At 32.6% G+C, this 24,849-nt stretch carries 24 protein-coding genes; 11 read left to right on the top strand and 13 right to left on the bottom strand.

All coding sequences use genetic code 11. The features are described from left to right. Positions 1–83: 83 nt before the first annotated feature. From GBH57_RS12735 to GBH57_RS12725, 3 genes are all read left to right on the top strand, one after another. A complete protein-coding gene (locus GBH57_RS12735) occupies positions 84–1,475 on the top strand; it encodes a dipeptidase (RefSeq protein WP_151674879.1) in 1,392 nt (463 codons plus the stop codon). Positions 1,476–1,649: 174 nt separating this feature from the next. After that, positions 1,650–3,353: a tetratricopeptide repeat protein gene (locus GBH57_RS12730; protein WP_151674878.1), complete on the top strand. Its 1,704-nt coding sequence runs from the start codon at positions 1,650–1,652 to the stop codon at positions 3,351–3,353. Next, positions 3,353–5,104 (top strand): tetratricopeptide repeat protein, encoded by a 1,752-nt coding sequence (locus GBH57_RS12725; RefSeq protein WP_151674877.1) that lies wholly within the window; start codon positions 3,353–3,355, stop codon positions 5,102–5,104. The genes GBH57_RS12730 and GBH57_RS12725 overlap by 1 nt, the downstream gene beginning before the upstream one ends. Here GBH57_RS12725 and GBH57_RS12720 read toward each other — a convergent pair. Then, the gene (locus GBH57_RS12720; protein WP_151674876.1) at positions 5,101–5,694 is read right to left on the bottom strand and encodes a PhnA domain-containing protein; all 594 of its coding nucleotides are present in this window, start codon (positions 5,692–5,694) and stop codon (positions 5,101–5,103) included. The two genes, GBH57_RS12725 and GBH57_RS12720, sit on opposite strands and share 4 nt — an antisense overlap. Before the next feature lie 210 nt (positions 5,695–5,904). Between GBH57_RS12720 and GBH57_RS12715 the strand changes: the two genes are divergently transcribed. Both GBH57_RS12715 and GBH57_RS12710 read left to right on the top strand, forming a co-directional pair. Next, positions 5,905–6,273 (top strand): BlaI/MecI/CopY family transcriptional regulator, encoded by a 369-nt coding sequence (locus GBH57_RS12715; protein WP_151674875.1) that lies wholly within the window; start codon positions 5,905–5,907, stop codon positions 6,271–6,273. Continuing rightward, a complete protein-coding gene (locus GBH57_RS12710; RefSeq protein ID WP_151674874.1) occupies positions 6,273–8,234 on the top strand; it encodes a M56 family metallopeptidase in 1,962 nt (653 codons plus the stop codon). The genes GBH57_RS12715 and GBH57_RS12710 overlap by 1 nt, the downstream gene beginning before the upstream one ends. A 77-nt stretch (positions 8,235–8,311) precedes the next feature. Here GBH57_RS12710 and GBH57_RS12705 read toward each other — a convergent pair whose 3' ends face one another. Further along, positions 8,312–9,679 (bottom strand): phage tail-like protein, encoded by a 1,368-nt coding sequence (locus GBH57_RS12705; protein WP_151674873.1) that lies wholly within the window; start codon positions 9,677–9,679, stop codon positions 8,312–8,314. Positions 9,680–9,986: 307 nt separating this feature from the next. On the opposite strand from GBH57_RS12705, the gene GBH57_RS12700 reads away from it, so the two are divergent. After that, positions 9,987–11,093 (top strand): DUF4407 domain-containing protein, encoded by a 1,107-nt coding sequence (locus GBH57_RS12700; protein WP_151674872.1) that lies wholly within the window; start codon positions 9,987–9,989, stop codon positions 11,091–11,093. Between the two features lie 16 nt (positions 11,094–11,109). After that, positions 11,110–11,805 carry a peptidoglycan DD-metalloendopeptidase family protein gene (locus GBH57_RS12695; RefSeq protein WP_151674871.1) on the top strand — a complete coding sequence of 232 codons (696 nt, stop codon included), beginning with the start codon at positions 11,110–11,112 and terminating at the stop codon, positions 11,803–11,805. Positions 11,806–11,825: 20 nt separating this feature from the next. Here GBH57_RS12695 and GBH57_RS12690 read toward each other — a convergent pair whose 3' ends face one another. Continuing rightward, a complete protein-coding gene (locus GBH57_RS12690; protein WP_151674870.1) occupies positions 11,826–12,719 on the bottom strand; it encodes an ATP-grasp domain-containing protein in 894 nt (297 codons plus the stop codon). A 58-nt stretch (positions 12,720–12,777) separates the two neighbouring features. Between GBH57_RS12690 and GBH57_RS12685 the strand changes: the two genes are divergently transcribed. Beyond that, the gene (locus GBH57_RS12685) at positions 12,778–13,263 is read left to right on the top strand and encodes a YybH family protein (RefSeq protein ID WP_235904716.1); all 486 of its coding nucleotides are present in this window, start codon (positions 12,778–12,780) and stop codon (positions 13,261–13,263) included. On the opposite strand, the gene GBH57_RS12680 is transcribed toward GBH57_RS12685, so the two are convergent. The 9 genes from GBH57_RS12680 to ruvC all read right to left on the bottom strand — a co-directional run bounded on the left by GBH57_RS12680 (position 13,264) and on the right by ruvC (position 21,232). After that, the gene (locus tag GBH57_RS12680; RefSeq protein ID WP_151674869.1) at positions 13,264–14,259 is read right to left on the bottom strand and encodes a metal-dependent hydrolase; all 996 of its coding nucleotides are present in this window, start codon (positions 14,257–14,259) and stop codon (positions 13,264–13,266) included. After that, on the bottom strand, positions 14,260–14,619 hold the full coding sequence (locus GBH57_RS12675) for an MmcQ/YjbR family DNA-binding protein (protein ID WP_151674868.1): 360 nt from the start codon (positions 14,617–14,619) through the stop codon (positions 14,260–14,262). A gap of 92 nt (positions 14,620–14,711) precedes the next feature. Then, entirely contained in the window at positions 14,712–14,903 is a 192-nt protein-coding gene (locus tag GBH57_RS12670; protein ID WP_151674867.1) for a hypothetical protein, read from the bottom strand. A gap of 18 nt (positions 14,904–14,921) precedes the next feature. After that, positions 14,922–15,680: a transglutaminase domain-containing protein gene (locus tag GBH57_RS12665; RefSeq protein ID WP_151674866.1), complete on the bottom strand. Its 759-nt coding sequence runs from the start codon at positions 15,678–15,680 to the stop codon at positions 14,922–14,924. Beyond that, positions 15,667–16,299, bottom strand: coding sequence for a DUF4230 domain-containing protein (locus GBH57_RS12660; RefSeq protein WP_151674865.1), 633 nt, complete (start codon positions 16,297–16,299; stop codon positions 15,667–15,669). Before GBH57_RS12660 ends, GBH57_RS12665 begins: the two co-directional genes overlap by 14 nt. 73 nt (positions 16,300–16,372) lie before the next feature. Next, positions 16,373–17,119 (bottom strand): cyclase family protein, encoded by a 747-nt coding sequence (locus GBH57_RS12655; RefSeq protein ID WP_151674864.1) that lies wholly within the window; start codon positions 17,117–17,119, stop codon positions 16,373–16,375. Positions 17,120–17,164: 45 nt separating this feature from the next. After that, the gene (locus tag GBH57_RS12650) at positions 17,165–19,399 is read right to left on the bottom strand and encodes an ATP-binding protein (protein ID WP_161596102.1); all 2,235 of its coding nucleotides are present in this window, start codon (positions 19,397–19,399) and stop codon (positions 17,165–17,167) included. Between the two features lie 105 nt (positions 19,400–19,504). Further along, positions 19,505–20,632 (bottom strand): radical SAM family heme chaperone HemW, encoded by a 1,128-nt coding sequence (gene hemW, locus GBH57_RS12645; protein WP_151674862.1) that lies wholly within the window; start codon positions 20,630–20,632, stop codon positions 19,505–19,507. A gap of 33 nt (positions 20,633–20,665) precedes the next feature. Next, positions 20,666–21,232 carry a crossover junction endodeoxyribonuclease RuvC gene (ruvC, locus tag GBH57_RS12640; protein ID WP_262714261.1) on the bottom strand — a complete coding sequence of 189 codons (567 nt, stop codon included), beginning with the start codon at positions 21,230–21,232 and terminating at the stop codon, positions 20,666–20,668. A gap of 60 nt (positions 21,233–21,292) precedes the next feature. Here ruvC and GBH57_RS12635 point away from each other — a divergent pair, with 60 nt between their 5' ends. The 3 genes from GBH57_RS12635 (at position 21,293) to GBH57_RS12625 (ending at position 24,320) form a co-directional block, all read left to right on the top strand. Next, entirely contained in the window at positions 21,293–22,249 is a 957-nt protein-coding gene (locus tag GBH57_RS12635) for a hypothetical protein (RefSeq protein WP_151674861.1), read from the top strand. Between the two features lie 74 nt (positions 22,250–22,323). Beyond that, entirely contained in the window at positions 22,324–23,373 is a 1,050-nt protein-coding gene (locus GBH57_RS12630; protein ID WP_161596101.1) for a glycosyltransferase family 2 protein, read from the top strand. Between the two features lie 68 nt (positions 23,374–23,441). After that, positions 23,442–24,320, top strand: coding sequence for a hypothetical protein (locus GBH57_RS12625; RefSeq protein WP_151674859.1), 879 nt, complete (start codon positions 23,442–23,444; stop codon positions 24,318–24,320). 47 nt (positions 24,321–24,367) lie between these two features. Here GBH57_RS12625 and GBH57_RS12620 read toward each other — a convergent pair whose 3' ends face one another. After that, entirely contained in the window at positions 24,368–24,844 is a 477-nt protein-coding gene (locus GBH57_RS12620; protein ID WP_151674858.1) for a hypothetical protein, read from the bottom strand. Positions 24,845–24,849 lie beyond the last annotated feature (5 nt).

Here is a 24,849-nt window from a genome sequence, read left to right as displayed (position 1 = left end):
TCTTTAAAAAAATCTACTTTTTGTACCTTTAGCATTTAAGATATTAATTAACATCAAAAACTTCCTGACTTAGAGGAATTTATATGAAAAGCGCAAAACCCTATATAGAAGAACATAAAGACCGATTTTTAACCGAATTGATCGATTTATTAAAAATTCCGAGCATTTCAGCAGATAAAGCATATGCAAATGATGTTATAAAAACTGCAGATGTCATAAAAGAGAGTTTAGAGAAAGCAGGTTGTGATAAAGTTGAAATTTGCGACACACCAGGATATCCAATTGTATATGGTGAAAAAATGCTAGACCCAAAATTACCTACAATTCTCGTTTACGGTCATTATGATGTTCAACCACCAGATCCTATTAATTTATGGGATAGCCCTCCGTTTGAGCCTGTCATTAAAAAAACTGAATTACATCCAGAAGGAGCCATATTTGCTCGTGGAAGTTGTGATGATAAAGGACAAATGTATATGCACGTAAAAGCGATGGAATATATGACAGCAACAAATCAACTTCCCTGCAACGTAAAGTTTATGATTGAAGGAGAAGAAGAAGTAGGCAGTGAAAGTTTAGGATGGTTTGTTGAACGCAATCAAGAAAAACTAGCTAATGATGTAATATTAATTAGTGACACAGGGATGATTGCTAACGATATTCCAAGTATTACAACTGGTCTTCGTGGATTGAGTTATGTTGAAGTTGAAGTTACAGGTCCCAATAGAGACCTTCACAGCGGCCTTTATGGAGGTGCAGTAGCAAATCCTATTAATGTATTAACTAAAATGATTGCGTCGCTTCACGATGATGACAATCATATTACAATACCAGGCTTCTACGACAAAGTTGAAGAGTTATCGAAAGAGGAACGTGCAAAAATGGCTGAAGCTCCATTTAGTAAAGAAGCATATTGCAAAGCGCTAGACATTGAGGATGTTTACGGAGAAGCAGGATACACTACTAACGAACGCAATAGTATTCGTCCTACATTAGATGTAAACGGTATTTGGGGAGGTTACACAGGTGAAGGTGCTAAAACGGTTATAGCAAGTAAAGCATATGCTAAAATTTCAATGCGTTTAGTCCCAGATCAAAATTGGAAAGAAATTACAGAGCTTTTCAAAAACTATTTTGAAAGTATTGCTCCTAAAGGTGTTACTGTAAAAGTAAATCCACATCATGGTGGTACAGCTTACGTTACTCCTATTGATAGTTTAGGCTACAAAGCAGCAAGTAATGCTTATGAAACTACGTTTGGAAAAACACCTATTCCTCAACGAAGCGGAGGAAGTATTCCTATTGTAGCTCTTTTCGAAAAAGAATTAAAAAGTAAAACTATCTTGATGGGATTTGGACTTGACAGTGATGCAATTCACTCGCCAAATGAACATTTTGGTATATGGAATTATTTGAAAGGAATTGAGACTATTCCTCAATTCTATCATGAATTTACGAAGCTGAAAAATAGCTAAAAAACTGTTATTCAAAATATTAAATAAAGCACCCGTTAGTTTTGTAAAAACTTACGGGTGTTTCTACGTAATGCTAATGGTATAAAAAATTGTACCTTTAATAGGCAAAAATCTAACGTAATATTTTGAATTTTGAAACGCAAAAACAGTTTTTTAGCTATTTCTTACATCGTTGTGGCCTGGCTACTTATACGCATTGCGGCCTTATTAGGCGATATTCTTGAAATGCCCATTTGGATTACTAAAAGCTTATTCTTCTTACTATTAATTTTTTTTCCAATTTGGCTACTACTTTCTTGGATTTATGAAATAACACCCAATGGATTAAAAAAAACTAAGAAAGTTGAAGAAAACGAGTCTATTCGTAAAAAAACAAGCAAAAGACTGAATAAAATTATTATTGCTGTTCTCGTAATGGTTTTAATTGTTTTAGTTGTGGATCGGTTTTTTATAACTGGAAAAGTTTCAAAAACTAAAAACAACAAGACTGAATTCGTTTTAGAATCTAAAACCATTGCTGTACTCCCTTTTAAAGATTTTTCTTCGGAAAAAGACAATGAATACTTTGTAGATGGACTAACCGAAGAGCTACTCAATCTCTTATCGCAAGTACCAAACCTAAAAGTAACTTCACGAACGTCAACTTTTTCTTTTAAAAATTCAGACCTTCAAATTCCAGAAATTGCTTCAAAATTAAATGTAAAATACTTGCTTGAAGGTAGTGTTAGAAAATCTGAAAGTCAACTTCGAATTACAGCACAACTCATTGAAGCGGAAACCGATAAACATTTGTGGTCTAAAACTTTTGACCGTACAATAGACAACGTTTTTGTTATACAAGATGAAGTTGCTGAAGAAGTTGTAAAAGCTCTTGAAATTAGCCTATTAGAAGCTAAACCATTACCGAAATCTACAAAGACAAATCCTGAAGCATATAAACTTTATTTACAAGGCGTGCACGCATCACACTTTAGCAGTAGTGTATCTAAATTAAATGAAGCTATTAGCTATTCTGAACAAGCGCTTGCAATTGACGAAAGCTATATTCCTGCTTGGCTTTTACTTTCAAGACTTTATGAAACCAAAGCAAATAGTACTGAGCTAAGTTTTGAAGAAGGATATACAAAAGCTAAACAAGCTGCAAATAATGTATTAAAAATAGACCCAACTAATGCGCTTGCTTACGCCTATTTAGCCGACTATAGTTTAAGTTATGATTGGGATTTTGAAAAAGCAAAACAGTTAAACGCTATTGCTTTAAAATTAGATAGTAAAAACCCCGTAATAATTAACTTAAGTGCAACGCTTGCTATTGCTCTAGGTAATATAGAAAGCTCCATTAGATTGCAAGAATACTCCGCTAGTTTAGACCCAATAAACCCAGATACATACTACTATTTATCTAATATATATTACTATGCTGATAGGCTTGAAGACGCAGCGAATGCCGCAAGAAAATGTATAGAAATGAATCCCAACAGGTATGCCATACATTACTATTACACCCGTATTTTATTACAACAAAACAACATTGATGAAGCAAGAAAAGCTATTAAAGCCGAATTAGATGATGGATGGAGTTTACAAATGCTATCTGACATCCATTTTAAACTAAATGAATTAGATACTTCTGAAATGTATATGCAACAATTAATTTATAAGTACACAAACGAAATGGCTTACCAAATTGCCGAAAGCTATTCCTTTAGAAATGACAAAGAAAACGCCTTTAAATGGTTAGAAAAAGCATATGATGTTCACGATGTGGGTTTAAATGAAATACTAGCCGAACCACGATTTAGAAATTTACACAATGACAAAAGATGGAACAAATTTATAGACAAAATGGGGTTTCCTAAAACAACAAATAATGACTAATGAATTTCAATGAATTTTTTAACGAACTAAAAAGAAGAAATGTCTTTAAAGGCACCATCTCCTATTTGGTTTTTTCTTGGGTTTTATTACAAGTTATCTCTATACTTTCCCCTATTATAGAGGCACCCGTTTGGTTTGGCAAAATGATACTTATAATTTTAATAGTGCTTTTGCCGGTTTGGGTTTGTATCTCTTGGTTTTTTGAAATTACAACCGAAGGAATTAAAAAATCTAAAAATGTACCCAAGGAAAAATCTATCAGTCAAAAAACTGGACAGAAACTAAATACATTTATAATTGCATTTTTAACTTTAGCCATTGTGTTACTCTTTGTAGACAGGTTTAGACTAAGATCTCAACAGACTAACAAAGTGGCTAATGTTGAGAAAATTTCAGATAAAACCATAGCAGTACTTCCCTTTAATGATATGTCTCCAAATAAAGAGCAAGGCTATTTTGCAGATGGGTTAGCCGAAGAGTTACTAAACTCATTAACTAAAATTGGTGAGTTACAAGTTACATCTCGAACATCTGCTTTCTCATTTAAAAACAAAGCTATGGCACTTTCAGATATAGCAAAAGCACTACAAGTTGGATATATTTTAGAAGGTAGTGTGCGAACTTACGACAGTATTATACGAGTTAATGTGAAGTTAGTGGAAACTAAAGGAGACACAAATATTTGGTCTCAATCTTGGGAAAAAGAATTAAAAAATATTTTCAAAATACAGAATGAAATTGCAGTAGCGGTTTCAGAAAATCTTCAGTTGAGAATTTTAGATAATATAGTCCCTAAGGTTAAAGAAGCAAAAACGGAGGCCTATGCCCTATTCTTACAAGCTAGATACAAACATTACAACACGTATGACAGAGAATCATTAATTGATGCCGAAATGTTAATCAACAAATCTATTGCCATTGATTCCACATACGCTCCAGCTTTAATACTATTAGGTGAAATTTATCACGAAAAAAACAACTATGGAATAATAAATTTTTCAGATGCAAAAAGATTAACTAAAAACATGGCTAGGCAAGCTATTGAACAAGACAGCACTTATGCGGAAGCCTATGCATTTAAAGCATTATTAGCATTAGAATATGATCGAAATATTAATTTAGCGAGCGCATTTGTGAGTCAAGCTTTAACATTAGAGCCTAATAATATAACAGGATTAGAAAGAGCTTCAGAGATTGCACTTTTAAAAGGGAATGTTGAAAAGGCAATTGATTTTAAAAAATTAATTATTGAGTTAGATCCTGTAAATGAAAGTAATTTTTATGGATTAGCTAATACGTTAAATTTTGCAAAGAGATACAAAGAAGCTGAGGCTGCCATTTTAGAAAGCATTCGATTAGAACCAAAACAAGAAATGAGCTACTATTTATATGCTTTAACACTATTAAATCAACAGAAATATGATGAAGCACTAATAGTCATTGAAAAAGAACCCCTCGAAGGTTTTAAACTTCACCTCAAGGGGGTGATTTATCATTTTATTAGGGATAAAGAAAAGTCAGACTTAGCTATTAAAACGCTCATTGATCAACATCAAAAAGCCTGGAGTTTCCAAATTGCATCTACATACGCTTTAATCAATAAACCAAAAGAGATGTACTTTTGGCTAGATAAAGCTAAAGAATATAATGACTTAGGTTTAATAGAATTACCTGTAGAACCAGCCTTTGAGCCATATAAAAATGAGACTAGATTCATTAAATTTATAGAAAGTTTAGATTATAAGTATTAGAGTTTTTTTACATATTCTGTAATAATTACAATTTGTTGGTCACCCACTTTACCTTCAATATAAGTTTCATTTTCGTGATCTAATGAAATACGTCTAACAGCAGTCCCTTGTTTTGCAACCATACTGCTTCCTTTTACTTTTAAATCTTTTATTAAGACAACGCTATCACCAGCTTGTAAAACAACACCATTGGCATCTCTATGCACTAGTGCATCACTTTTATCTAAAGCATCTCCTGCTGCTGCTGCCCATTCTAGTTGTTGCTCATCCATATACATCATATCTAACATATCTTGCGACCAACCGTATGATTTTAAACGGTGTAGCATTCTCCAAGCCATAACTTGAACAGGAGGAGCCGTACTCCACATACTATCATTTAAACAACGCCAGTGGTTTTGATCTTTCTCTTCACTATCAAATTCTGCTTGACATTTATCACAAGCTAATATTCCTATGTCTGCGCCTTCAATTCGCTCTGGAGTGTCTGGAACTTCATATACAGAAACTTTATCAGGATCGGTTTGTCCACATAATTCACATTTATCTTCAGCTCTTTTTCTTATTTCTCTTTCAATAGTACTATTCATGGCAGTTGTTTTTTGTTGCTATATAAATAATTAAAGATGGGTTTAGTACCAACTAACAATCACATAATAGCAGTTATTCTCATTTTGTAAAGGTATTCACTTTCTTTAATTATCAGTTATTTGGGAAAATCAAATTTACATTTTTTTTACTCTACACTTGTAGAATAGAAAAGTTTATTCTATGTTTGTAGAGCAAATAATAAAATAACTATGTCATTATCAAATTCTGAAGAGCAACTAATGCAAATTTTATGGAAGCAGAAACGCGCCATAATGAAAGATTTAATTAAAGCGTATGATGATCCTAAACCTGCAACAACAACTATTGCAACGTTACTTAAACGAATGCAAGACAAAAATTTTGTTGACTATGTACAAGTTGGTCGCTCTAGAGAATATTTCCCTTTAGTAAAGAAAAAGGACTATTTCAGTAAACATGTAAATGGTTTAATCAAAAATTTCTTTAATAATAGTCCGGCACAGTTTGCTTCGTTTTTTACAGAAGAGACAAACTTAACTAAAGCTCAACTAGAGGAATTGCAAGGGATAATAAATGATCAAATTAAAAAGAAGAAATAATGGAAATCTATCTTTTAAAATCGGCTGCCTGCCTCGCTATTTTCTTTGTCTTTTACAAAGTGTTTCTTGAAAACACATCTTTTCATAAATTTAAACGAGGCTATCTATTAGGAAGTTTAGCAACTTCATTTATAATTCCGTTGATCACATTTACAACATATATAGAAAGTGAATTAACCTCATTTAGTCCAGTTTTTTCAAATACGGAACAAGTAATCTCAACTAATACAATGGCTGAGAGCTCGTTTAATCACACTACTGTTTTATTAATAATATACGGTTTTGGTGTGCTATTTTTTAGTTATCGTTTTATAAAAAATCTATATGAAATATTATATAATATCAAGAAGAATACTAAAATGAAGCAAGATAGTTTCATCTATATATTATTGAATGAATATGTTGCACCACATACTTTTTTAAATAATATTTTTTTTCATAAAGCAAGTTATGAAGCAGGAAAAATACCTAAAGAAGTTATGTGGCATGAAGAAACACACGCAACTCAAAAACACAGCTTAGACATATTATTCATTGAATGTATACAAGTTATTTTTTGGTTCAATCCACTTATCTATTTATTCAAAAGAACCATTAAACTCAATCACGAATTTTTAGCAGATAGTGCTGTATTAGAGAGACAAGAAGACACAAAAAAGTATCAAAAAATATTACTCAATTATATAAATTCATGGAGACACCCTTCCATGGCAAATGCTATAAATTATTCATCCATAAAAAAAAGATTTACTGTTATGAAAACAAAAACATCAAAAAGAAATGGTTTAATTAAAGGATTATTGTTAGTGCCGCTTCTATCCATATTAATTTATGGATTCAGTACTACTCAAGAACTTGTAAAAGTTGAAAAAAACAATAACAATACTGTTACAACCACTACACCTTCTGAAGATAACTCAAAAGAACAGAGGCATCTTACAGCTCGTAGCATTTCAATAAAAATTTTAGACACAAATTTTATGGAAGTCGAAGGGGTGAAAATACCAAAGAAAAGCCTTTACGAGTCGTTAGGATCTTTAAACACAGATATAACAAAAAAACAGAGAGACAGAATAATAAATATTCATGTGACTGCTATAAACGAAATATCGTATGAAGATTTATTATTTATACGAAAGATTGCAACAACATACGGCTACCATAGAATTATAACTCCTAAGGAAGAGATTATTCGTTCTAAAGGAAATCTACCTATGGCTCCAGAGTCAGAAATTATTACACATAATACTTACGCCAATGAGTATATTACTGGTGGAGAAAAAAATAATTTAAAAGCTTTTGTTCTCCAAATCGAGATAAGCGAAATAATATTTAATGGTAAAGTTGTTCCCTTTAATCAATTAGTTAAAACGGTAGATAATTACACTAAAAACTGGTCAACAATAGATTTTAAAAAAGCACAACCTTCAGTGTTAATTGCAAGTACTCCTAAGGAATATCTAGAAAAAATAAATATTGAATTCAAAAAAACGAAGTTCTCTAAAGTTAATGGAGGAATGAATATAATACCGCCTCCACCTCCATCACCAATTGTTAAAAAAGGCGAAAAATCAACTATTCCACCACCACCACCTGCTCCTAAGGTATCAAAAGTAAGTACAAATAATTTACAGCTACCGCCACCGCCACCGCCACCGCCACCACCTTCTAGTCTTGGAGATGTTACAAAAAAATATAAATACAGTTATGTAGTATACGTAAATGGGGAGGATATTTATCTTAACGGAAGCAAGGTAAAACTATCAGAGTTTAAAAAAGCAATGGATATACATACAGAAAACTGGCCTGATGAAGCTTTTAAGCTATATGGAGTAAGCCTAAAAAAAGAACATACCACTAATACGTTTATTGAAAAATTAAATAAAGAATATCGTAAGACAGTTTTAGCAAAAAAATCGTCTTCAAACAAACCATATTTATTTTCTAAACTTGATAATTAAAATACTCGTATAACAAAAGAGCCCCAATAAAATTGGGGCTCTTTTTATAAATAAGCAATGCTATAAAAAATATAAAATTAGTTAGCAACTAAATTTAACGATACAGTTAATAGATTAGAAGTCCCACTATAGCGTTGTGCCCAAACCTCTACATAATCACCTGGCTCCATTTCGATGGTTCCAATAGCAGTTGCACCACCAATATCTGAACCTGAACTAAAACGACGATATACTTTAGTTTCTGGAAGTATTGAAGCAGCTCCAGCGCCACTTCCCTTAGCTAAATAAAAAATATAAATTCCTGAATTGGCAGATTGACATGATATTGAAGCAGATATATTAAAAAATCGCTTTTTAAGCCCGTTATAAATTATTCTATTATTTCCAGAAGCTGAAAACCTAAATAAATTATTATTAGTGGTTGTACCAAGAATTTTTGTAGGGGTTAAATTATCTGCAAAAGTTGTAATTTCTCCAGAACCAACAGCAGTATCTAAATTTATATCACCAGTAGCTGTACCATCTGTTTCTATAGGGATTCCTGGACAATTTACATCCCATTCATTTGTAAAATTATAACCTGGATATGTTCCTGAAGTATAAGCTCTTACTCGAGTACCATCTCCTGCAAAACTAATTTCAGATAATGAAGCTGAAATCGTTATAGTTGGATTTGCTAACACATCTAAACCTGTTTCTCCTGTATCAACAACCACTCTTCCATTTGCTAATTGAACGTTATTAAAAGTACCTGATAAGGTTAAGTAAGTACCAGAATTACTAGCATCAAAAAATCCTTTGTCTAAATAAAAGTTATTTACGGTATTAGAACTGATACCATTTGAACAAGATATAATCTGAAGCACTTCACAATAAAGAGTATTTAACATATTTAAACTTCCAACTGAAGATGCTCCTACTATAACCACACTATATAATATTACATTTTCAACACCAGTTCCTGTGATATCAAAGACCTGTTGACCATTACCCATAATCAAGATATCTTTCATTCGGCCTCCTTTGTTCCCAACAAATAAGGTGCCTCCAGAATTATTCTGTAGTATATCTTCTCCAGTATCATGTCCTCTTATATATGCACCATTAATGTCAATAGGATTATCCACTAATATGGTTCCGTTAATTTCATACATAAAATTTTCATCTAGTATATAAGTTCCCCCAGACAATTCGTCTGCTAAGTCAGATATATCTTTTACTAATTTATAATTATCCCTTTTATCGCTACTTGCTATTGGCTCCCAGATTGTACCATTAAAAAAATAAAAAACATTTTCATCTGTATCAAAAACTAAGAGACCTTTCGCAGGACTGGAAATACTATTTCTTAAAGAGGTAGACATTCTAGGTGTTAAAAATCCGTGTTCATCAGAGTCTAACTCCAGTAAAGCTGAAGGATCAGGTATTGTTGTTCCTATACCCACTTGGGCGTAACTAGTTATAGAAAAAAATGAAAATAGCAGGATACATAAGTACGTTGAAATAGATTTAATGTTGTTGAGGTTTTTGTAAGGTTATGGGGGAGCAATAGAAATACGATACAAAGGTAAATGATAAAATACAAATTAATACGATAAAAAGAGATTTTGTAGGAATTTTAACACATTTTTAAAAATCTATTTGCAACTAACAAATAATATCTAGTTAATTAAAGGTTAAATACACTGCCATCGAGCAACAAAAATGTTAAAAAAAACGTTTTGTAGATTCATTCACTTAAAAAGAAACACTATGCTACAACGTTTTTTTATTTTCTGCTCAGGTGCAGATACTGCTATTTTAAACGATTGCTCACCAGGCGAAAACACCAAATATGCAGGCATAGGTGCTACTGTATTTTTCACTGCTGTGATGGCAACCATTGCAGGGTCGTATGCTTTATTCACAGTTTTTGAGAATGTATTTACAGCAATATTTTTTGGACTAATTTGGGGTTTACTAATTTTTAATTTAGATCGTTTTATTGTATCAACAATTAAAAAAAGAGATGATTTTTTTGCTGAATTTCTACAAGCACTACCAAGAATAATCCTTGCATTAATCATTGCTATCGTAATTTCTAAACCATTAGAATTAAAGATTTTTGAAAAGGAAATAAGTCAAGTAATACTCGAAGAAAAAAACGATCTTACATTAGCAAATAAAGACCAATTAGCATTACAATTCACACCAAGTATCGACTTACTAAATTCTGAAATAATAGAACTTGAAAACCAAGTGACTACTAAAGAATCTGAGGTAAATGCATTATACAACACTTACATCGCTGAAGCTGAAGGTACTGCGGGATCTCAAAAGTTAGGCAAAGGTCCCGTATATCAAGAAAAAAGAGACAAACACGATACTGAGCTAGCTGCATTAAAATTATTAAAAGATAATAATGCAATTAAAATTTTAGCACTTGAAGAAGAAATTTCGACCATTACAACCGCATATGAAACTCGCGTTGCCGAAACACAGCCTATTATTGATGGCTTTGACGGTTTGATGGCTCGTGTTACCGCTTTAAACAAATTACCCTGGATACCTTCCTTTTTTATATTCTTACTATTTCTAGCCATTGAAACATCGCCAATAATTGCGAAATTATTATCACCAAAAGGCGCATACGATTTAAAACTAGAGGAACAAGAAAGCGGGCTCAAATCTTGGGTGGCACAACAAAAAGAACAGCAAAAAACACTTGTCGCAACAGATCTTGAAGTAAACAATCGCGTTTATGGAGACATTGCTGAAGAACAAGAATTATATGACTACAAACGTAAAATTGCGCGCGAACTAATGCAAGATCAAGCCGATGCTTTTTACAAGAGACAGAAATCGTTTTTTGCTAAGTGATTTGTATTTTTGAAGAATGACAAACCCATTTTTAAATTGGAGTACAGAGCAAAAAGCATCACTTAGCGATTTATTTCCTACCATTAATTTTAGAAACATCGCTGTACCTAACATGAGTGTTGGCAGTCATTTTTTCGGAAATGATCCACAGCACGAAAACTTAAAAGTAGCTGCTAAAAGATTAGCAGCCTTTCAGCTTAAAAATCCTGATGCGCTATTAGCAAATGGCTACTTAGAGGAACGATCTTTTTACAATACTCCACGTTTTGAAAGAACAAAAAATGGTACTATTGAATACAGAAACATTCATTTAGGAACAGATTTTTGGTTGCCAGCACAAACACCCATTCACACTCCATTTGATGGTGAAGTGGTAATTAGTCATCACAATGATTTCCATAAAGATTATGGGCCTCTTTTAGTCCTTAAACACAAGGAAAACGGATTAGAATTCTATACACTTTATGGTCACTTAACCATTGCTTCGTTAACAAAATCACCTATTGGAAAATATGTTAAAAAAGGAGAGTGCATTGCGTATTTAGGCAATGAAAAAGAAAATGGACATTGGTTACCTCATCTACATTTACAAGTAATCACAGATCTTTTAGGAGCATCAGAAAATTATAATGGCGTGGCATTCCCTTCTGAAATTATAACATGGAAAAGCCTGTGCCCAAATCCTTCTTTTCTATTTATAGAAGATTTTTAATTAGTATTTCTATCTAAAATTTATTTAACGAAACTTAGAATTCCTTCAGCAAAATCAAATGCAGAATTTGGATATGTACGTACCCATAATTCTGGTTCGATAATTTCTAACTCACTGATCATTGGGTTTCCTTCTGTATCCCAAACAATATCTGCTCTTCCATATGCTGGTTTTGGGTCACACACTGCAAAAGCTTTTTCTGCTAGTTCTATTTCATTTGAGTTAGGTTCATAAGCATGTACAGTTCCGCCAAAATCATCCTGAACTCTAAACTCGCCTTCTTTTGTTCGTTTTAAAATAGCGTGCGTAAACTTTCCATTAAAAATCATTAACGAAGTTTCTCCCTTTGTCATTATGGTGGGTTGAAACTCTTGCACTAACATATCGCGTTCATCTACTAATTTTCTGAACAATGCTTCGTTCTTTGATATTTCCGAAGCCATTATTTTATAAGTGTGCATTGCGGCACCAGATATTGCAGGCTTTATAACAATATCGTCCCACCCTTTTTTTAGACAAATCGCGTTTAGCGATTGATGTTCGCCTGTATTTATAAAAACACTTTCCATAACAGAAACACCTTTATCAGAAAGATCTGCTAGATAATGTTTGTCGATATTCCATTGTATTAACGATAGTGGATTGATCACTGTTGTTAGCTTTGACACCTTTTCTAACCAAACAGAAAACTCCTCGTAGCGCTCAAAATAATCCCAGATTGTTCTAAAAACAATAGCGTCTGTTTTGGCAAAATTGTAATCGGTATTATCCCAATTGGTTCGCTCTACGGAAACACCTTTAGAAACAAGAGCATCTTTCAGTAAATTATATTCTAATTGAATATTAGCTTCGTATGGGACGGAAGTATCAAGTTCTAAATATTTTTTACAAGTAAGAATAGTGATTTTTCGCATTGCACAGTTTTATAACAAAAATACAAAAGCGTATCTTTAAAAGATTAAATTCCGAAATATGAAATACCTTTTAATTTTTGCTATAGCACTTACATTTTCAAGCTGCAATTCTCAAACAAATCCTGAAACTACCATAGAAAAGGAAGCTATTATTCTTAGAAAGAAATCAATTACTGATGCTGATAAAGCTGCAATTTTAAAAGTAATGAAAGACCAAGAAATTGCTTGGAGCAAAAATGATCTTGAGGGTTTTATGCAAGGATACATTAAAAGTGACTCGCTTAAATTCTACGGAAAAAGTGGATTAACAAAAGGATGGCAACAAACGTTGGACAATTATAAAAAAGGGTACCCAACTAAAGAGCACAGTGGAACACTAACTTTTAATGTGAATGATATTTCCCCTATTGAAAGTGGAAGTTATTGGGTTATGGGCGAATACTTTTTAAGTCGTAAAGTAGGTGATGCTAACGGTGTTTTTATGATAATATTTAAGAAAATTGATGGCGAATGGAAGATTGTGGCAGATATGAGTTGTGGGTAACTAGTTTCCTTTAATTCTAAGCCACAAATCTTTTAATAGTCGTTTAGCGTCTTCTGGACGTTTTCTGTTTTCAGTAATAATTAGATCGCTACCTGTATTGTCGATTAAGAAACTAAATACATAATCATTAGATGTACTATCTGTACTCAACAGCCCAAAGCGTAAATCATTAAAATATAAAGCCCCTTTTTTTTGGGTGATTGTATACCAGCCATTAGTGAGTTTAATGAGTCGTTGTATTTTATCATTATAAGCCAACTCACCTAATAATTCGTGATTTTTAGTATGTTCGCTAAAGGTTATAGGCTGAGTATCAAATAATGAATAATCTGCTATTAAAAAGGATTTTTCAGTCTCCACGTTTGCCGTCCAAAGTATAGTATTCATTGGAGAGGGCTTTGTTTCAATTTCAGAATATGCGATGTTTTGTTCTGTTAATGCATTTTCAAACTTCAAGAAAGTTACTCCTTTTAATACAAGTGTCAAAACCATATACCCACTGCTTATCCACAAACCAATTTTGTTATACTTAGCACGCTTTGGGTCAGTTCGCTTTTTCCTTAATGCAAGCAGTAAAAAGATTAAAAATGGTACCGTGTATAATGGATCTATTACAAAGATATTTTTATAAGCTAATCTTAAATCGAAAGGCCAAAATAGTTGTGTTCCCCAAGTGGTATGAGCATCTAATAACGGGTGTGTTATCAACGCCCAAAAGAAAAGCCACCCCCAATTTTTCCAACTAGCAGCTTTTTCCCATTTTGAAACAAGCCACCCTAAAACAGGAGCCATAAAAACAGAAAAAAGAATTGAATGAGTAATGCCACGATGCCACTCTAGTGCTGTAACTGTATCAACAAAAGGTTTAACAAGTACGTCAAGATCTGGAATTGTTCCAGCAATTGCTCCATAGAGCGCAGCCTTCCATCCTACCTTCCTTCCTAATACTGCTTCGCCTACTGCGGCACCTAAAACTATTTGAGTAAGTGAATCCATTTATAATGCAGTAAGTTCTGCTTGTAACTTTTTAGTGAGTTTTGAAACTACTAGTTTATACGAGAGGTCAATTAGTTCGATAATTAATTTAGGTGGAATTGTATCTTCAATCAATACAGTATTCCAATGCATTTTGCTCATGTGATATCCAGGAATAATGAGTCCATCAAACTCTTCTCTCAACTCCACAGATCGCTCAGGATCACATTTTAAATTAACTTGAGTTGGTTGCCTACGTAATGAACATAGCGCCCACATTTTACCCATAACTTTAAAAACTAAGGTGTGCTCATCAAACGGCAATGACTCAGTTACACCTTTTTTAGAAAGACAATAGTCTCTAAATTGTTCTATGTTCATAACCTCGAATTAAGTAATAGATGTAAAAGTAGTAAATGTTGCTATCGTTTCAACTTTATTTAATGAGGCTAAAATTATACTTCAATAGTCGTTTAATTAACCAAATAACCAAGCGCTGGTTTGCCATCAAAATAAACAAGCAATTTATCAATGCCTAAAGTTAATGGAATTGTAAATGTCGTTTCATTATCAAAGCTTTCAACACTTGAGGAATCTAAAACGAACGTCTCATTTCCGAAGGAATAAGACACCTCATCAACAGGTGTTGCTACTTTAAAAACCACCTCACCATTATATAATTGCTAATTAATTACTCCAGATTTTTCTTTTGATATAATATCGCCGAAAGTGAGGCCATGTTTTATAATCAATGGTCTATCAAAAAAAAGAATTGTCGAAAGATCTTCATTTAAAAATGCATCTTCGTACTGCTGTGGATAGTGTGTATTTATTAAGTGTTGTGGAGATATTTTGTAATAATAATAAGAAGGCTCCTTGATAAATTTAGTAGTATACCTACCAGCTCCCCAAGTTGCATCAAATAAAAAAGGCTCTCCCTTAATAAAAGCTACATTCCACATGTGGTTATTCGCAAAGGTTCTACCTATATCGTTAAAATTGGTTTTGGTATCACCTCTAACTAGATAGTTGTCGATGTTTTGTAGCTGGCATAATTTTTCAAAAACCATGGCATATCCTTCACAAACTGCACTACCAGTTTGTAGTGTATGATTGATAATTTTACGCCGTGTTTTTTCTTCTTTAGTATTTCGTTCTCTGTAGTTTTTAAACGAATAATTAAAGCGTTTATACTCTTCAGGGTTGTACGATACGTTTTGAATTAGCCAAGTATAAATTGCACGAACTTTTGCTTCATCTGTATTAAAATCTCTTGTAATAAACTTTGACAACTCCTCTGGAGTATCTACTAAAGTTGGATATAATTGTATTGTTGCGTCAATCTCGTCATTGGTTTGCGCAATGATTATAGCGCTTAGGCTTGAGCTTATTAATATTCCAAGAAATGACAAAAAAAATAGTAATTGTTTATTCAATTTCATTGTTTGACATTAATACATTCTTTTTACTTACAGGCGGTAATACTAGCGCTTGATAATCTACTTCCCAGTTAATAGTTGCTGCAAGTTGTTCTATTAAATGAATGGTATCTAATGCTTGCTTTGAAGCTTCGTCAAACAATCCGCTTGATGGTACTTTATCCACAATGTGTTGCTTAGCTTCATTATTAATGTCAGTAAGATCACTTGCTGTAAATGGATTTGCCCATCCTTCTTTTTTGTCGTAATATTTGAAATCAGTTTCTATGGAAAGTAGCTGTGGTTTCGGGAAATTAGTAATGGTAATTTTCTTAGCCTTTTCTGAGGCATCCATTTTAATTTTTGTTAAGTCGAACCCTACATAAGCTCTTGCTTCAATTAATACCAATGCTTTCTTTTTACCAAGCAATTTGTTCATCCACTTTGCTTCTACATTTTCGTAATGATAGATTTCAGAAAAATCACCTTCAACTGTAATAAACTTACAAACTGATCTAATTTTTTCCATCAATATGACACTCTGACTGTTGCGTCTATGTTTTTGTGCTGAGTTATTAAACTTGCTGAAGATAAAATATGCGAGTACAGCTCCTATTGCTAACCCTATTAATACTTGTTCCATGTGTTGTTTTGGTTGTTTGTTTAACTGCTAATAGCGTACCAAAATTATTTATATCCCGAAATACTCTGGTTTGTTATAAAAATTTATACAAAACCGGCCTACTTGGGGCAGCATCATTCACAAAGTTAGCTACTTGTAAATTAAGTAAATACGAACCATCTTTAATACTGTTAGGAACATAAATAAATTCGGTTATTGTCGAATTAAACCTTGGTGCTTTTGGGTAATTCCAAAATGCTTTATGTGCTTTTAAAGCCCCCTCATCTTTTTCTTTGTCTACTGAAGGCAAATCAATCAATAGATGCTCTATTCCTAAATCGTGAATAAATTGGGCTGCATCTTCAGCTAAATATGGCCAATTTGTATTAGAATACTTTTTGGATCTTTTTGAAGCTGAATTTGGATTAGTTCTAATTACAATTGCTTGGGTATTCATTACTTTAAGGCTTTTCTCAATAGCTTCTTTGGTAATTACTTCATCTCCATTAATCCCTCTTGATGTAACTGTAACAACTTCAGCTGAAAAAAAATATTCTTTTAGTGCTTCGTGAATTGAATTAAACTCTCTTGAAATATGACCTACACATTCCGTATGAGTTCCATGCGCGTGCGGATTAAACTGAATATTATTGAAATTTACTGAAGCACCATTTTCGACACTCCCTACCCAATCTCCCATAATTACCGGGGAAATTTCAGGCTTATCAATATACCAAGCCAACGGGTTTTTAGTTTCCGCAGAAAGTGGAATTGAAATATCTAAAGGCTTAGATAAATTAACGGTTACTTGTTTGTTTTTTATTTTTAAGGTTGCGCGCATATTGAAAGTTAATATACAATTTTATTCTTATGAGATTAAGAATACCTATTCTATTCTTTTACAACTTTTGTTTTTAGATGTAAACGTGTTTGACAAAATAGCTAACAGTCGTTCAATTTGAATAGGCTTATGTATTATTCCATCGAACATCTCTCTATATTCATCTCTGTCATTGGTTGTGATATCCGCTGTAAGAGCAAAAATAGGTTTTCTACTATTAGAAGTGCAACTAGTTCTAATGTTTTTAACGGCTTCAAACCCATTAGACTTTGGCATATGTATATCCATCAATATAAAATCTACTTCATTATTTTGAGACATTTCTACAACTTCTTCGCCATCTTTAGCTCTAATAACTTCAATACCGCTTCGGTTAAGTAATCTTGTAAGGACAAGAGCATTTACCTCATTATCTTCAGCTAAAATAGTTTTTTTGTTTTCTAGTGAAGCATACATTTCTTTAATGGAAGGTTGTTCCTGACTTGAAACTTCGAAATCTAAATCAAAACAGAATGTTGAACCTTCGTTAGGTTTACTTTCAATATGTATTTCACTATCGTGAAGGTTTATTAATTTTTTTACAATGGCCAATCCAAGACCTGTCCCTCCTAAATCACGGGTTGTACTAGATGCTGGAATATAAAAGCTATCAAATAATTTATTAATTTCTTCTTTTGCAATACCAATACCTGTATCCTTTATTTCAAACCTATAGGTGTGTATTAAATCTGTCTTCTTTTGTAATGTTACTGAAAGTGAAACATCGCCTTTATTAGTATATTTTATGGCGTTACTTAATAAATTTCCTAGGATTTGGAAAAGTTTAGTTTCATCAAATAAATAATTTGTTACTATCTCAAAATCTGAACTCACCTTTAAATTAAGACCTTTCTCCTTTGCCATATTTAAATAGGTAAGGCGAATATTTCTTAAGAAATTTTTAAAATTCACCGGATACTTTTCTAGTGTCATTTTATTTGAGTCCAGTTTAGAAAAATCTAAAATATCATCAATTATTCTTAATAAATTTCTTGAAGAAAATCTTAAGGAAATTAATAATTCCTGTTCTTGTGGATCTGATCGATTTTCTAAAAGCGAAATAATGCTTGTAACAGCATTCAAAGGTGTTCTAATTTCGTGACTCATAACCGACAAAAATTCTTGTCGAACCTGAGCAGCTTGAACAGCTAAGTCCTTTTTTGCTAACAATTCAATTTTCTCTAACTCCAGAGAGGCTTCTCTTTCAGAAGATTTTAAAATTGCTGCACGTTCATATAGCTCAATCACCTTTACGGTTTGAGATGACTCATGAGCCTCTTTCGTGGAGGTATAATCTTCTAGATAAAGTAATGATAATTCTGCATTTTGTTCTTCTTTATAAATTTGTGACAGAAACCTTTTACACTTAAGGTTTATCATTAAACTTTTATACTTTTTCGTAAAAACGATATTTGCTGTAAGAAGTTTTTTTGCAACATCAGGCTGCCCCATACTAAGCCGAAGTTCTGCTAATTTATAGTTTACCATCCCTTCACCAAGTTTCTCCCCAAAACTTCTGTGTATATCAATAGCTTTTTCAAAATCGGCTAACGCTTTTTCGTATTCACCCATTTTTTGATAAACTTTCCCTCTACCATAAATAGCAAATGCCATCCCTCTTAAATCATTAGTTTCCTCTTTTAATTTTATGGACTTTTTAATTAAATCCATTGCATTTTTAGTATTCCCTAATTTTAAAGACAAACCTGATTTAGGATTGTAAACATTTGACTCTAAATTTTTATCCCCTGCTAATTTTGCAGAGGCTATTGCCGCTTTATAAGAAATCTGAGCATTTATAGAATCACCTAAATACTCATAAACAGTACCTAGGGATTTTAAAGTTTTTGACTCATTATGGTGATCTTTAAACTTTCTGAAAGAAATTAAACAATCTAACAAGTAGGACATTCCTAAATGATGATTATCCGTTTTATAAAAAATTGATGCAATGCTATATTTTGTTATCGCAATCCCTCTTTCGTCATTGAGTTCTGTAAAGATTTCTATAGCTTGATTAGACATCTCAATGGAAGAATCGTGCGCTCCTCTAATCATATGATATAATGCAAGCCTACTTAAAGCTCTTGCAGTATAAAATGGTAGGTTTAAGTTGTTGCTAATTTGAAGAGCGCGCTCTGTTAACGAAATACTTTTAGAGAGATGATGTCCTCGAAGTTCATATGCCTCTTTAAGCAAATTGTCTATAATGTGCTCTTGACCATTTGCATCATTTTGCATAGGAGAAATAATTATAAAACTAGTGAAGTGCTGTTTAACCATATTAAACAACACTTAAACAGCAAAAATACAAAACCTATAGTATAAATCCTCCTTATCAGATACTTATATATTAATCATAAACAAATCTGCTGCGATCCCATCACTCAAAAACTTCCCTTTTTTAGTTACAATAATCGCATCCATTTTAACACAAAGCAAGCCGCTATCGATATGTTGAATCATTTGCTTAGATAAATACTCACTAAATATTAAGCCGAAATTTTCATTAATTTCTTTTAGTGATATTCCATTTGTAGTACGCAAACGCGTCATTACATACTCATTATACTTATCTCTAGTAGAAAGCACCTCTCGTTCTAAAGGAAGTTCTCCATCATTAATTTTTTTAATGTAAATAGGATTGTTTGAAATATTCCAACTCCTTTGATTACCATCATAACTATGCCCAGAAGGTCCAACACCTAAATACGGTTTTCCTTGCCAATAGGCAGTATTATTTTTGGATTCCCATCCAGGTTTACAAAAGTTTGAAAACTCGTAGTTGTCATACCCTGCAGCTTCTGTCATTTCTATTAAAATAGCGTGATGCTCTTGCGCTACATCATCTTCAACAGGTGGCACAATTCCTTTTTTGATAAATTGTTCCAAAGCCGTTTTAGGCTCAACCGTTAAGGCGTAACAAGATAAATGTGGGATATTTAATGAAAGTGCTTTTTCTATATTCGCAATCCATTGCTCGCTAGACATTTCTGGAATTCCGTAAATTAAATCGATACTGATGTTCTCAAAATGCTTTTTAGCAAGCACAATACACTCGAGCGCTTCAGTTTGATTATGTGCACGGTTCATAAGTTTTAAATCGTGTTCAAAAAAAGATTGTACGCCTATTGAAAGCCTATTAATTGCAGAATTTGAAAATTCTAAAATCTTCGCTTTTGTTAAGTCATCAGGATTTGCTTCTAAGGTGATTTCTGGGTTTTCTGAAATTTGAAAAGTAGAATAAACGGTGCTTAGTATTTTGTCAACTTCTACATTTGTTAATAATGACGGGGTTCCTCCACCAAAATAAATTGTAGCTATTTCCCCATCAATTTCACATTTCCGAAGTACTATTTCCTTGCAGATGGCGTCCACCATCTTGTCTCGCTTTTTTAAAGATGTCGAAAAATGAAAGTCACAATAATGACAAGCTTGTTTGCAAAAAGGGATATGAATGTAGATTCCTGCCATTTTTATGAAAAAACTATTATGGTTTTGTATTACTTACTTTTTTACTCTGCTTTCGTTCTGTTTTACAAAACTAGCCCAGCCAGAATAGCTTTTTCCTCCAGCTACTGTTTTTCCTGTATTATAGAAGTGACATACTGCAGCTGCAAGCCCATCAGTACTATCTAGGTTTTTAGGAAGTGTTTTTAACTTCAAAATACTTTGCAGCATTTTAGCTACTTGTTCTTTACTAGCATTTCCGCTTCCAGTGATGGCCATTTTTATTTTTTTTGGAGCATATTCTGTAATTGGAATGTCTCTTGAAAGCCCTGCTGCCATTGCAACACCCTGCGCTCTACCTAACTTTAGCATGGACTGAACATTTTTACCAAAAAATGGTGCTTCAATAGCAATCTCATCTGGATGAAACGTTTCAATTAATTCGATGGTACGTTCAAAAATTATTTTGAGGCGCTTATAATGGTCGTCATATTTTGAAAGTTGAAGTTCGTTTAATTGTAAAAACTCCATTTTTTTACCAACGACTTTGATGAGTCCAAAACCCATTATTGTGGTTCCTGGGTCAATTCCTAAAATTATTCTTTCGGTTGTAGAATCTTTCAATTATAAAAATTTTCTTGCAAAGGCACAGAGGCGCAATGCATATTTATTACATTCGTATGAATGTTTTCCCTCTCCCACAAAGCTAAGCAATATTCGCTCGTTGCACTAAAGGTTTTAATTTTAGTGGGAACCTTTTATTACATTTATTTCAAACTAAATACAACAGATGTATCTATTAAGAAAACAGTTTACAATGCTTTCAATTTAAGTATTGGTTCGTTATTTTACTTTATAGCACTTTTAGTAATGCTTGTATTTGCAAATTGGTTATTCGAAATTTTAAAGTGGAAATCTTTGATTTCAAGTTTTAATAGCATCTCATTTAATCGTGCGGCAAAGGAAAGTTTGGCCTCGCTTGCGGTATCATTAGCAACACCAAATAGAATAGGGGAATATGGAGCCAAAGCACTTTTTTATCCATCTAATAATTGTAAAAAAATTCTATTATTAAATTTTATAGGGAATGGTTTTCAAATGCTAGTAACCACATTTTTTGGCATTTTAGGACTTGGATATCTTGTCATTATTTTTGAAATCGATATCTCCATTTACAAAGCTCTCCTTCTTTTTTTTACAACTATCATTATTGGGTTAGTTAGTTATTTTTTCAGAAAAAAAGAGTTCATCATCAAAGGTTTTACAATTGCTAATATCTATACATTTTATAAAAAAATTTCAGCAAGAATCAAGATCAAAACTCTGGTTTTTTCATTAATCAGATATTTGGTGTTCAGCTTTATGTTTTTTGAATTGTTACGGTTTTTTGATGTCCAGGTTGAACTTATTGATGGGTTTGCTGCCATTTTTGGAATGTATCTTGTTTCCTCTTTTCTACCTTCAATTTTCATACTTGATGTTGCTATTAAAGGAGGTGTAGCCGTATTTGTATTTTCACTTTTAGGAGTTCCCGAAATTTCAGTATTGTGTACTGTATTCATAATGTGGTTACTAAATATGGTACTTCCAGCTATAATAGGAAGTATTTTTTTGTTCACCCTTAAAAATCAAAAAGCGTGATCATTGGCAGTTTCATCTTATTAAATTGTTACTTCATTGTATTGTTTTTTCTTTACAAGGGATTTCAGCGGCTTTTGGAAATTCCTACTTCGGAAATTTCAATTATCGAAACAACTTCCGTTTCATTTACAATTGTTATTCCCTTTAGAAATGAAGAAGCTCATCTATTAAATTTAGTAAACAGTTTAAACGCATTAAAATTTCCGAAGGATCGTTTTGAAATAATTTTTATTAATGATGAGAGTAACGACTCTTCTATTCATATTATCAATAAAACAATCGAACCCTCCATTAACTACACTATTTTAGAGAATGTGTTACGTACAAATTCACCTAAAAAAGACGCTATTACATTAGCAATTTCTAAGGCTAAAGGAACTTGGATTGTAACCACTGATGCAGATTGCGAAGTACCCAAAACTTGGCTTATAGAATATACAAAAGCGATTAAAACTTTTGATGCTAAAATGCTCTGTGCACCAGTTTCAATTAATGATAGTAAGGGTTTGTTAAGCAAATACCAACAAGCAGACATCCTTAGTTTACAAGGTGTAACAATGGGAAGTTTTGGCACAGGAAATCCATTACTATGCAATGGCGCAAATTTAGCTTTCGAAAAAAAAGCTTTCCAATTAGTAAATGGATATGAAGGAAACTCACATCTGGCAAGTGGAGATGATGTGTTTATGCTTCAAAAAATGAAAGCCAAATTTCCGGATAGAGTCCATTTTTTAAAATCTAACGATGCTATAGTTATTACTCAACCCGTAACTTCGTGGAGTGCACTAATAAATCAACGTATTCGCTGGGCGTCTAAAACTGCAAAAGTTAAACATAAAAGTTCCCTAATGTTAGGCCTACTTGTATTCATGGTTAATTTTCTTTGGATCATTATACTTATTTTGGGCATTTTGGCAATTAGCACTTGGTATAATGCAGCTGTTTTTATTTTTTTAAAAATTGTAGTTGACGCATTATTTATTAAAAAAATGAAACTATGGATGGGAATTCAGCTTTCGTTTTTACATATTCTTTTAAGCGGATTTATTTATCCTTTTATTACCTGTTTTGTTACAATTAAAAGTCAGTTTTTTAACTATCAATGGAAAGGCAGGTTGTATTAATTCTAAAAACTAAAATTACTCTTTTAGGTTAATTTATTTTTTACCTTTAACAACCCTAATCACTTATTATGAAAAACATACTCCTACTTACCGTACTCATTTTTAGTTTCCACTTATCCTTGTTTGCTCAAAACACATATACAGTTGACGGCAACTCATATCAATTAAACACAGAAGTTCATGGTACTTTAACATTGCTTTCAAATAGTATTGATGGCAACATACGTTTTTTTTCAAAAAAAGGAAATGAAATATTTGAGCTTGTAAACACGAAAAAAAATGGCGATTACCAAGAAGAATACATAGCTGTTTTAAAACAACATTCAGGTAACATGGATGCAGAAGTGAGTGATGTGAAATTAACAATGGGATCACTTCGTACTTTTTATAATGAATATAATAAGCAAGCAGATAGTTCCTTTTCTTACGACGAAAATCCTGTGCGTTTAATAGCCTATTTAGGTGCTTTTGGAGGAGTTACTAATGCCATTTTCTCCGGAAATGAAACCAATGTTTATCAACCAAAAATAGGGGTTGAAGTAGAATTGATGGATGCTCAAAAACTAAAACGCCACGCTATTGTTTTTAGACTTAGTCAAACTTTTAAAAGCGACGAACAAAAAAATAGCGCTACACAAATTTCATTTAACTATCGTTTTAAATTTATTAATTCAGAAACCTTCAACGCATTTTTAAACACTAAAGTAGCTGCTTATTCATATATTAAAAATGAATTTAATGTAGCAGCAACAGATACTGAACCTGCAAGAATTGAAGAAACAAGCGGTGGCGGTTTTGACGCACCTATTGCCTTTGGTATTGGCGCAGAGTATAAATTAGGTAATGGTTATTTATTTGCTACTTATAATGATGCAGTAGCTTTAAATCAAGATGGTAATGGTGAGTTTCCTATTGATGTAAGTTTAGGTTACAAGTTTAAATTGTAAGTTCAAAAAGTTTATTTTGAAAGCTTTTATAAATAGAATTCCTTTATTTATTCCGTTTTTAAAACTACAGGAAGTGTAAATTTAGTTTTTACCGGAATCCCTCTTTTTAATGCTGGTAGTGGCGCTCCTAAATTATCGACACTTTGTCTAATCCAAGATTCCAACTTCGGAAATTTCACAACGGTAAGACTGTCCATTTCAACATTATCAATGGTTAACATTCCATTTTCAGAAACTTGAATATGAACCAATACTTTTTCATTAACATCATGATGTACAATGAGATTGCGCTGTTGTAAAGTGGTTACTATTTCGGAATTAAGCGTATTATAAAAACATTGTTTTCCTGCTTCTTTTTCGGCAATGTCATTACACGAATTAAAAACTGGATAGGTGTCAACCTCGTTCCAATTGAAGGTTTTAATTTCTTCTTCGTAGAAGGTTTCACTCGAGATCTTTTCAGTTTCAAAAAACTGACAAGAACTCAATGTCAATGATAATATTAAAAGTAAAATGTATTTCATTTGAT

Source organism: Patiriisocius marinus, from assembly GCF_008974325.1.
In the GTDB taxonomy this organism is placed as follows: Bacteria; Bacteroidota; Bacteroidia; order Flavobacteriales; family Flavobacteriaceae; genus Patiriisocius; species Patiriisocius marinus.
The sequence above is the reverse complement of the archived record's forward strand: the minus strand, read 5'-3'. Positions and strand labels throughout refer to the sequence as shown.

Coding starts and splice junctions, on each gene's coding strand:
- GBH57_RS12725 (WP_151674877.1), top strand. CDS start 3,353: ATGAATTTCAATGAATTTTTTAACGAACTAAAAAGAAGAAATGTCTTT.
- GBH57_RS12690 (WP_151674870.1), bottom strand. CDS start 12,719: ATGCGAAAAATCACTATTCTTACTTGTAAAAAATATTTAGAACTTGAT.
- GBH57_RS12695 (WP_151674871.1), top strand. CDS start 11,110: ATGACAAACCCATTTTTAAATTGGAGTACAGAGCAAAAAGCATCACTT.
- GBH57_RS12735 (WP_151674879.1), top strand. CDS start 84: ATGAAAAGCGCAAAACCCTATATAGAAGAACATAAAGACCGATTTTTA.
- hemW (WP_151674862.1), bottom strand. CDS start 20,632: ATGGCAGGAATCTACATTCATATCCCTTTTTGCAAACAAGCTTGTCAT.
- GBH57_RS12710 (WP_151674874.1), top strand. CDS start 6,273: ATGGAAATCTATCTTTTAAAATCGGCTGCCTGCCTCGCTATTTTCTTT.
- GBH57_RS12665 (WP_151674866.1), bottom strand. CDS start 15,680: ATGAAATTGAATAAACAATTACTATTTTTTTTGTCATTTCTTGGAATA.
- GBH57_RS12715 (WP_151674875.1), top strand. CDS start 5,905: ATGTCATTATCAAATTCTGAAGAGCAACTAATGCAAATTTTATGGAAG.
- GBH57_RS12685 (WP_235904716.1), top strand. CDS start 12,778: ATGAAATACCTTTTAATTTTTGCTATAGCACTTACATTTTCAAGCTGC.
- GBH57_RS12620 (WP_151674858.1), bottom strand. CDS start 24,844: ATGAAATACATTTTACTTTTAATATTATCATTGACATTGAGTTCTTGT.
- GBH57_RS12675 (WP_151674868.1), bottom strand. CDS start 14,619: ATGAACATAGAACAATTTAGAGACTATTGTCTTTCTAAAAAAGGTGTA.
- GBH57_RS12635 (WP_151674861.1), top strand. CDS start 21,293: ATGTTTTCCCTCTCCCACAAAGCTAAGCAATATTCGCTCGTTGCACTA.
- GBH57_RS12660 (WP_151674865.1), bottom strand. CDS start 16,299: ATGGAACAAGTATTAATAGGGTTAGCAATAGGAGCTGTACTCGCATAT.
- GBH57_RS12700 (WP_151674872.1), top strand. CDS start 9,987: ATGCTACAACGTTTTTTTATTTTCTGCTCAGGTGCAGATACTGCTATT.
- GBH57_RS12680 (WP_151674869.1), bottom strand. CDS start 14,259: ATGGATTCACTTACTCAAATAGTTTTAGGTGCCGCAGTAGGCGAAGCA.
- GBH57_RS12655 (WP_151674864.1), bottom strand. CDS start 17,119: ATGCGCGCAACCTTAAAAATAAAAAACAAACAAGTAACCGTTAATTTA.
- GBH57_RS12720 (WP_151674876.1), bottom strand. CDS start 5,694: ATGAATAGTACTATTGAAAGAGAAATAAGAAAAAGAGCTGAAGATAAA.
- GBH57_RS12650 (WP_161596102.1), bottom strand. CDS start 19,399: ATGCAAAATGATGCAAATGGTCAAGAGCACATTATAGACAATTTGCTT.
- GBH57_RS12625 (WP_151674859.1), top strand. CDS start 23,442: ATGAAAAACATACTCCTACTTACCGTACTCATTTTTAGTTTCCACTTA.